We start from the raw sequence: 6,503 nt of genomic DNA, 5'->3' as shown, positions 1-6,503 counted from the left end.
TCCAGGGTTTTTCTCTGGAACTCTAAGAAGACGAGCAAAACGAAGGGACGCGGCTTTAGTTCGTCCCGTAGTATCCTCTTAGAATCCCCCGCGTCCCTTCACTTCGTTCGAGGGCAAGTTTAACCGGGGGAGAAGTCAATCAATCTATCCCGTAACTACCGTTGACACAAAAAGTGAGCAAAATCTAACACTTCCTGTCGGCGTTCCTCAGACAAGCGATTTACGATCGCCGCCACTTGTTCTGCTACTGATAGCCAGGTTTTAGTCTTTGCTTTCCATACCACAATAAATTGCTCAGGTGACAGTGTACACAAGGCGATGGATTCACCATCCGGATTGGTAAATTCTACCTCATAAGCCTTATCGGAGTAACATTCTACAATCGCCCCTTGCATACCAGAGTAAAGATTGTGTTCAGGCAAATTTACCAGTAACTTAATTCCATCAAATAACTCGGATTCAATCATGGACGTTTCCTCACATAAAGCGTTACTAATCTCGCTGAATCACTATTAGGTTCTACAATCCATCCTGTCCGAACAATCTCCGGCTGACCTTCTGTTCCAAGAATTAAAATATCTACACTATAGCGCTGACCATGTTGATCATTGCGACCCAGTATGACCTCGGCATCAAGTGCTTGATTGGCAATTTGCTCTAACAGTGAATTGTAGTTCTCTTTACTAAATCCTAAACGATTTTGAAATACTATCGCTTTGTCTTTGCCTACGGGATTATCTGGATTCAGAGCGTACTCTGTTAGCTTACGCGGATCAATAGCCAGACGATTAACAATCTCTTTCAGTTTCATCTAACACTCAGGGACAAGTCAGGTACTTTCGCCAATGCTTCCCGCACTACATCAGAACCTGCACCCGTAATACAAGATTTTTCGGTTAAATGTCGCTTCCAAGCACGACTTCCGGGTTGTCCAGAAAATAATTGCAGGATATGGCGGGTAATTTTATTCAGCTTCAGTCCTTTTGCCACCCAATAATCAATATAATCTAACATCCCTTCCGCAACCTGATGGCGAGTTGGCGCTATATCTTCCTCCCCAAATATCTGACAATCGGCTTGAGCGAACAGATAAGGATGATCGTAAGCGGCGCGTCCAATCATTACCGCATCTACAAATTTTAACTGTTCCTGTACCTGTTCTAAACTGGTAAATCCGCCGTTAATTTCAATAAATAACTGGGGAAATTCTTGCTTGAGGCGATGCACATCGTTATAACGTAAGGGGGGAACTGTGCGATTTTCCTTGGGACTTAATCCCTGTAACCAAGCTTTCCGCGCATGAACGCTAAAATGCTGACATCCGGCTGCTGAAACAATACGGACAAAGTTTGCCATATCCTCATAGCGATCGCACTCATCAATACCAATCCGATGCTTGACGGTAACAGGTATTGTAACCGCTTTAATCATCGCTTCCACCCCCCGCGCTACCCGTTCCGGTTGCGCCATCAGACAAGCACCAAAGTTCCCATTTTGGACGCGATCGCTCGGACATCCTACGTTAAGATTAATCTGGTCATACCCCATCCCTTGGGCAATTCGGGCGCATTCGGCGAGTTCTAGGGGATTATCTCCCCCCACTTGCAACACCAAGGGTTTCTCTTGGGGGAAAAAACCCAACAGGTGTTCGCGATCGCCATGTATAATAGCTGCACTGGTCACCATCTCGGTATAGAGGAGAGTGCGGCGGGTAATCTGGCGCATGAAATACCGAAAATGGCGATCTGTGCGATCCATCATCGGGGCGACACTTAAGGGATAATTTCCCTGGATGGCGTGAGGTTGAGGTTGGGGTAAAACGACGGTATTGGGACTGACCATGAGGTTGTAGAATTTGTCTGGATGCGATCGCACTTGTGATCAAATATAAATTAAGCCAAAAAGGGAACGTCCAACTAATTGGTGATGAAATTGACCTGTAATACCAAATCCGGCTTATGTTTTTTGTGAGAATTGGAAACCTTAGGGGATACGGTAGGTAGGGGCACGGCAATGCCGTGTCCCTAACCGATGTGGCTAAATCAAAACAACTCCCTATTCCGGAAGAGTCTGAGAATCTAGATAAATTGTAGCCTCTAAAATTATCAAATTCGTGTCATTTTCTCAATCAGAGACTGATGTTGAGGATAAAGCTTAGTTAATTCCTCTCGTTTAGCCAACTCAAAATCATTAAAATCAAAACCGGGATGTACGGTACAGCCCACCAGTGCATAAGATTGCGGATCATTCACCGTCGAGCCAAACCAACATCCCGCTTTGACTAAGGCTTGAAACACCTCACCCTCGTCAAAATTATCACCGAGTTTGATCGCACAATAGTTTCCCGATTCCTCAATCACATGAACGGTTAATGAACTCCCGGCATAAAAATGCCATAACTCATCGGAATCGAGGCGATGCAGCGCCGAAAAATCAGTTCCCTCTAATAAAAAATAGATGGCGGTTGCCGCATTCCGAGAACCTTCAAATCGTTTGGGTAGATTTTCGTGAGGTATTTCTTGCTCACAACGATAAGTCTCCTTGTAGTACCCTCCTTCTGGATGTTTTTCAAGTCCAAGCTTTTCAATCCAATAGCTAGCGTTTTTGGTTGACATAGAGTTTCTCTTTAGAAATCATAATTTTATCTGTAGGGGCACGGCAATGCAATGCCTGAGCATTTTGGCATCATCAAAACCCTTGATCCAAAATCCGCCTTGTAACCGCCTTGCGTCACTTTACACTTCTTCTAGTTTATCGAGTTTTAGCCTCTCGCTCCCATCCCGTGCATCTCTTATGTTAGCAATTCTCCCTATTCCCTAAATATCTGGTTCAATGAGTTGAAACCTGTCGAAAAAACACCATCACCTATTAATTTAACCAGATTCTTTTCGGCTTGGATATCACAGTCAAATAGGGCGGTCCATTCAGCATAAGTTAAATCTCCATCTGTGATTGGTTTAAGCTGCAATGTTGCCACATAGTTCTTTAAGGGCATGGGTGATTCTAGAATTGAGTAGGAGAATAAATAATCTAAGTCGCTGAGAGCCAATAGCTTTTCGCGAATAGTACCCCCTTACTTTGAGATTGAAATGACGAATACAGTTAACTTTATCGCTGGGCTCACCATCTTCTATGAAACTGTTAGCAATAGCTGGATGCCAGTTAGGCAGAGCATTAAAATCTCTGATCTTCATCCATACGTTATCAATAGGAGCATTGATAACAAAACTTGTAAACACTCTAACCATTATGTCAATTTTCCCTCTACTCTATTATCCAAGAGCTGATTAGACAGAATCTATGTTTCAGCTACTCGTTGCCCTATTATACATCCCAGACTCCGAACTTCAAAATGTAGCAAGTAGTAAGTAGGTTGGGTAGAGCGAAAGCGAAACCCAACACCATCGTTAGCCTGTTGGGTTTCGTTCCTTAACCCAACCTACGAGGCTAAAATTGTATCGGGCGGCTCTTATCATCAAGTGCCTGCCAAAACAGATTGATATCCTCAGCTTTGATCTGTTGCGCCATGCGATAAACTCCGGGTTCTATTGCTTTTTCCGTCGTCGCCAGTTTCACTAATCCTAGCAGTTGCATCGTGACAATGGGATCAATATATTCAGTTTTTACGCCTTTCTCATGTTTGGCAAAAAAGTTGATCACAAAGCCATCGGCTAACAGGACTAATCGTTTCGACTGCCCGTTAAACTGAATATGATAGATTGTACCAATATCCTGGTGAATGGATTTACGAATTGAAAGACTGCTTTTAATCTTACGCCGAATCCATGCCGCGAAACCAGACGCCCAGGTATCAGGCTGGGCATCTTTCAATCCACTAATCTTGAGCAATTCAGGATATTGTTTAAGTTGGGCGACAATAGCATCAGGTGTTTTCCCAGAAGCCAAAACTTGACGGATCATATCCATGTCATCGTCGGCGATAAAGCACATCTGTTGTTCATAACACCTCGTATACCCGGTCAACTGTTGCTGAATATCTATCGTCTTTTCGGAAAGAACCGCTAACAACTCATCCAGAAAAGCTATTGCTTTTTTGAATTCATAATCCTTGGATGAACCACTAACCAGGACAAGTTCATCAACCGGATTTCCATTGTTATTTCGGGTTAAAAACGCATTGATGTCATACTCATCAAATACAGGTAACCCCGTCATCCCAATTATGGTATCAACATGGTTCTGAATCAGGCGCGTCACTTTTTTGAACGAGAGTACCTGTTCTGAGACTAATAACGTGACTTTTTTGGATAAATTGCCGTTACTAAAGAATTGAATCATCCCTTGTCCATTGGGCAAAAATTCCATTTTCTCTGCCACATACCCAGACTCCTGTCTGATAGAATCCCATAACTGATTCAATCTGTCCAGTTCTTGCCATAGCATCTCCAAGGAAATGTCTGGATGTGGGAAAGAATTGGTAAAGACTAATTCCGTAAAGGAGGCGTAGGGGGAAGAGACTGAAAAGAACTCGCGCACGGATTTCTCCAGCGTCTGGTTGTATAGGTGCAGACTACGATTGCCAAACGACAAATCGATAATCACAGGTAAACAGTTGTCTTCCACAACATATCGACCCAAGTTTAAGTAATCAACTTTTATGGCTGCATAGGGAAACCTTTCGCTGTCAATTTCTCGATAAAAGGCGTGATCGACAATATCTATGGCAAACACATTACTGGTGCTATTCTGCATTTCGGTCAATTCTTCAACCAGTCGAGTACCGATTGCCCCATTGCCACCAATAACTGCCACTTTACGGGTTTCAAATGTGGGCAATCCTAATCGACCTAATGCCGTTGACGTGGAGTCAATAATTGCTTGTGAAACTCCTTTTGCCTCAAAAATAGTTTTGATGTCATCCCGTGCGGTTGAGAGTACCGGCAGCAAGGCTTTTCCTTGATTCGATTCAATTGCTGCCAAGTCTCTGCGTTCTCCAGCCCCTGTCACTTCAACGGCACCAACTATTATCCTTTCATCCACAGCTTGTTTGAACAGGGAATGCCAAGGATGGCTGGAATCGTTATAAATTTGATAAATCAGAGGGATGGCATATCCGCCATCTTCATAAATCAAAAATTTGGTCTTTTCTTGGAGACATCGTTGAACACTGCGAACCAGTTCGGTTTCCACTAAGGTTGTCATTGCACTCATATAGTCCCGATTCACGTTCGAGTCGTTATATAAGTCGGTAAACAACCCTTCATCCGCACTCAAAAGAAAAGAGGATTGCTTAAAGTCAAATCGGTATTGCGTCGGTTCAATCGGATGTTGAATCATGCGTAAACATCGATAGCTTTGACTCGACACATAATCTAACATCCTCATGGTGGGCCAATTGCTTTCACCATAGGGAATGCCAATAAAGGCATCAATGGTAAATCCTAATGCCTCTAGGGTTTGTAACGTCATCACCACTTCATGGGTGCGATGATGAAGTACCAACAGATGATAGGGATTCTGCTGGTGTAGGCTGGATTTTTCCGGCAAATTAGTATAAATATGCTGCTGAATCGGCATATTTATGCTTGATATCAAGTATTCAACCTGTTTGTGAACTGACTGTTGATCCTCTGCGATATCGATAAAAATATCAGCGGTTGTGGTTGAAGCCGCTTGATCATAATGTATGCCCTTTACCTGCCACTGAATAAAAAAGGTTTGCTGTTGTGAGTCGTACTGCTTATGCACAACTAAGCTACCTCCTCGCCCTAATGATTCAGGAGTGCCGATAATTTCAAATTGATCAGAAGAAACCTCTTCGAGTAGACGGCTATTCCCAATTTGGGAGAAGAGAGTATGCAAAATTATCGCCCCAGACGGCGTTCCCGGTTTCAGAACCGTTTCCAGGATGTCAGGAGTGGCAAAGAAGGCGAGATCAAGGTCTTCTTTTTCGGGGACAGCATCTAAAATTCGGTCAGACCCCGATAAGATGAAGTTATGTTGATCCCTGATAATCAGTTTTTTCTCTAAGGGAATAATGCTGTCCGACTTATAAGCCTCAGCCGCCAGTTCTTCGGCTAAAAAATAAAGGTAGTCATTGGCGAGTTCTCGATCAAGCGTCATACAAATACTTCTGGGTCTCAGGTTTTTATTGATGTATCGAACATATTACATCCTATCTATATCCCATAACGGTTTAATTAATATTTTTTTACAAGCAGAGTAAATTAGCGATAACTCCGACAGTTTGGTTGGGGATGGATTGAGGATAAATGATGGCGCGATCGCTATTCCTCTAATCGTTAAATCAATGGACATTTCTTTCCTTTGTGGACATAAGTATAACCGTCAGCTTTCCAGATTGGCTCGAAATACTTCCAGTTGATGCTTTGCAGTTTCCCTTTTGCTGTAGTCAAATCAAAGACTCGACCAGCTCTCACTGTCACTCGCCCAATGTGCGTTCCTTGATTTTTCCCGGTGGGGACAATGGCGCGGACAATATCGCCTGTCTTAAATCCATGAAACTCTTTGGTGCGAGTTCT

6 protein-coding genes and 2 pseudogenes are annotated in these 6,503 nt (G+C 43.3%); all 8 read right to left on the bottom strand.

What is annotated here, in order from left to right; translation table 11 throughout:
• Positions 1 to 155 precede the first annotated feature (155 nt).
• A complete protein-coding gene (locus RLO19_RS30400; RefSeq protein ID WP_446361426.1) occupies positions 156 to 467 on the bottom strand; it encodes a DUF4926 domain-containing protein in 312 nt (103 codons plus the stop codon).
• The gene (locus RLO19_RS30395) at positions 464 to 811 is read right to left on the bottom strand and encodes a DUF6883 domain-containing protein (protein WP_446361424.1); all 348 of its coding nucleotides are present in this window, start codon (positions 809 to 811) and stop codon (positions 464 to 466) included. The genes RLO19_RS30400 and RLO19_RS30395 overlap by 4 nt, the downstream gene beginning before the upstream one ends.
• Complete coding sequence (gene dusA, locus RLO19_RS30390) at positions 808 to 1,842, bottom strand: tRNA dihydrouridine(20/20a) synthase DusA (protein ID WP_446361422.1); 1,035 nt, start codon at positions 1,840 to 1,842, stop codon at positions 808 to 810. The genes RLO19_RS30395 and dusA overlap by 4 nt, the downstream gene beginning before the upstream one ends.
• 263 nt (positions 1,843 to 2,105) lie before the next feature.
• Entirely contained in the window at positions 2,106 to 2,615 is a 510-nt protein-coding gene (locus tag RLO19_RS30385) for a cupin domain-containing protein (protein WP_446361420.1), read from the bottom strand.
• Between the two features lie 194 nt (positions 2,616 to 2,809).
• Positions 2,810 to 3,248 (bottom strand): annotated as a pseudogene (locus RLO19_RS30380) (SRPBCC family protein).
• A gap of 199 nt (positions 3,249 to 3,447) precedes the next feature.
• Positions 3,448 to 6,084 (bottom strand): hypothetical protein, encoded by a 2,637-nt coding sequence (locus RLO19_RS30375; RefSeq protein WP_446361418.1) that lies wholly within the window; start codon positions 6,082 to 6,084, stop codon positions 3,448 to 3,450.
• 45 nt (positions 6,085 to 6,129) lie between these two features.
• A complete protein-coding gene (locus RLO19_RS30370) occupies positions 6,130 to 6,279 on the bottom strand; it encodes a hypothetical protein (protein WP_446361417.1) in 150 nt (49 codons plus the stop codon).
• Positions 6,264 to 6,503, bottom strand: a pseudogene (locus tag RLO19_RS30365) (RNA-guided endonuclease IscB); the annotation flags it as partial. The pseudogene RLO19_RS30365 and the gene RLO19_RS30370, both read right to left, overlap by 16 nt.

The organism is Coleofasciculus sp. G2-EDA-02 (genome assembly GCF_040226375.1).
GTDB lineage: Bacteria > Cyanobacteriota > Cyanobacteriia > Cyanobacteriales > Coleofasciculaceae > Coleofasciculus.
The sequence above is the reverse complement of the archived record's forward strand: the minus strand, read 5'-3'. Positions and strand labels throughout refer to the sequence as shown.

What these genes read in the sequence shown, in the direction of transcription:
- RLO19_RS30385 (WP_446361420.1), bottom strand. Translation starts at nt 2,615, where the DNA reads ATGTCAACCAAAAACGCTAGCTATTGGATTGAAAAGCTTGGACTTGAA.
- RLO19_RS30395 (WP_446361424.1), bottom strand. Translation starts at nt 811, where the DNA reads ATGAAACTGAAAGAGATTGTTAATCGTCTGGCTATTGATCCGCGTAAG.
- RLO19_RS30370 (WP_446361417.1), bottom strand. Translation starts at nt 6,279, where the DNA reads ATGTCCATTGATTTAACGATTAGAGGAATAGCGATCGCGCCATCATTT.
- RLO19_RS30400 (WP_446361426.1), bottom strand. Translation starts at nt 467, where the DNA reads ATGATTGAATCCGAGTTATTTGATGGAATTAAGTTACTGGTAAATTTG.
- RLO19_RS30375 (WP_446361418.1), bottom strand. Translation starts at nt 6,084, where the DNA reads ATGACGCTTGATCGAGAACTCGCCAATGACTACCTTTATTTTTTAGCC.
- dusA (WP_446361422.1), bottom strand. Translation starts at nt 1,842, where the DNA reads ATGGTCAGTCCCAATACCGTCGTTTTACCCCAACCTCAACCTCACGCC.